The 1,881-nt window shown below is 27.6% G+C and carries 3 protein-coding genes; all 3 read left to right on the top strand.

The window, feature by feature from the left end:
- Positions 1-94: 94 nt before the first annotated feature.
- A complete protein-coding gene (locus tag IC173_RS20230) occupies positions 95-421 on the top strand; it encodes a DUF2577 family protein (RefSeq protein WP_227483717.1) in 327 nt (108 codons plus the stop codon).
- Complete coding sequence (locus tag IC173_RS20225) at positions 421-852, top strand: DUF2634 domain-containing protein (RefSeq protein ID WP_227483716.1); 432 nt, start codon at positions 421-423, stop codon at positions 850-852. The genes IC173_RS20230 and IC173_RS20225 overlap by 1 nt, the downstream gene beginning before the upstream one ends.
- The coding region (locus tag IC173_RS20220; protein ID WP_227856199.1) for a baseplate J/gp47 family protein at positions 845-1,881 on the top strand (1,037 nt) is incomplete at its 3' end. The genes IC173_RS20225 and IC173_RS20220, both read left to right, overlap by 8 nt.

Genomic DNA, 1,881 nt, shown 5'->3' with positions numbered 1-1,881 from the left:
CAGGTGATGTAGTTAAAATAAGCAAAACAAGCAGTAGTTATTACACTAAAAACTTTTCTACGGCTCGAAGAGTTTTATAAAAAGAGGTGATAAAATGGCAGATCCAATTAATGAATTTATAGGAATAATGAGAAAAGAAGGTAAATATCATAATCAGCCTTCTTTTTTTATTGGTAAAGTTAAAGATAAATTGCCAGATTTAAAGATAGAGATAAATACTCTTTTATTGGAAAAAGAAAATCTTTTAATAGATAGTTGGATACTTAATAGTCAGATAGAAACATTTGAAACAGAAATAAATCAAGAACACAAACATAATATAAAAAATCCTTTTATTAATAATCTCGAATCTGGAGATATGGTAATAATGTTTAAAATAGGCGAGAAATTTGCTGTTGTAAGTAAGTTGGTGAGTTTATAATGAGTACAATCTTCCCTTTCATGGGTGTTCCAGATGATTATACTTCTCCATCCAATGAAGAATTACCTATTTTCAAGGAATTTGCTTGGAATTTTGAAAAAGATGAAAAGATAATTGAAAATGGAGACTTTAAAGTAGTTGAAAGAAATGAAGCAATCAAAGTATGGATTTATAAAACTATAAAGACAGATAAGTATGTTCATTTAATATACACTTGGGATTATGGAACAGATATAAAAAATCTCATAGGACAAAAGTATACTAAAGGCCTTACTGAAAGTGAAGCAAAAAGGTATATACAAGAAGCACTCTTAATTAATCCATATATATTAGAAGTTAATGTAACAAATACAGAATTTAAGGATGATAATTTATCTATAAATTTGAATATAAAAACAATCTATGGAGAGGAGAAGATTACTTTTGTATGATAACCAAACATTTAGTACCTTAAATAATAGAACATTAAATAACATAGACCTTCCTCTTTACAAAGGTCAAGGATCTTCTCTTTATAATATAGTTTCACCTGTTAATTCAGAACTTGCACAGTTATATATAGAACTTTCTTATATACATAAAAGAGTTTTTATTCAAGATAATTTTGACGATTTTCTCGATAGAAGAGTCAATGAATTTGGAGTATATAGAAAGTTAGGTACAGAAGCAATAGGTGAAGTAACATTTGAAGGCAAAATGGGAACTCAAATACCAAATGGAACAATAGTATCTCACAGTGATTTACTATTTGTAGTTATTAAAGATATTACAATAGATGAAAATAGTAAGTTAAATGTAAGCCCTATACAGGCTTTGGAGGTTGGCGTTAAGTACAATTTATCAGCTAACACAGAATTTAAACTTATAGACAATATAAATGGTGTAACTAAAATTTATAATGAACTGGACCTAAAGGGTGGAACAGAAATAGAAACTGATGAAGAATTAAAAGAAAGGTTCTATAAAATACAAAAAAATCAAGCCACAAGTGGTAATAAAGCACATTACCAGTCTTGGGCTTTAGAGGTTGAAGGTGTTTATAATGCAAAAGTAATTCCTTGTTGGGATGGACCAGGTACAATTAAAATTCTAATTTATGGTCAAAACAATCAATCAGTTGACAATGAAGTATTACAAAGATGTGCTGAACATATAGAAGAAGAAAAACCTATTGGACCTACTGTTACAATTGTTACACCAAGTATTTTTGATATTACTATTAGTGCGACTTTAACACTTGAAAATGGATATGATATTGAATCCATAAAAGTTGTATTTTTAGATATTATAAATTCTTATTTAATAGAAAATTCAAGAGAGATTATTTATATAAAAATAATAAGTTTATTAGCAAGCATAGAAGGAGTGCATGATATAAAAAATCTACTTATCAATGAAGATATTAAAAACATAATAGTTGATGAAGAAAAAGTTCCTGCTGTTTCAAATGTTACATTTAA

The organism is Clostridioides sp. ES-S-0048-02 (assembly GCF_020658495.1).
GTDB lineage: Bacteria > Bacillota > Clostridia > Peptostreptococcales > Peptostreptococcaceae > Clostridioides.
The sequence above is the reverse complement of the archived record's forward strand: the minus strand, read 5'-3'. Positions and strand labels throughout refer to the sequence as shown.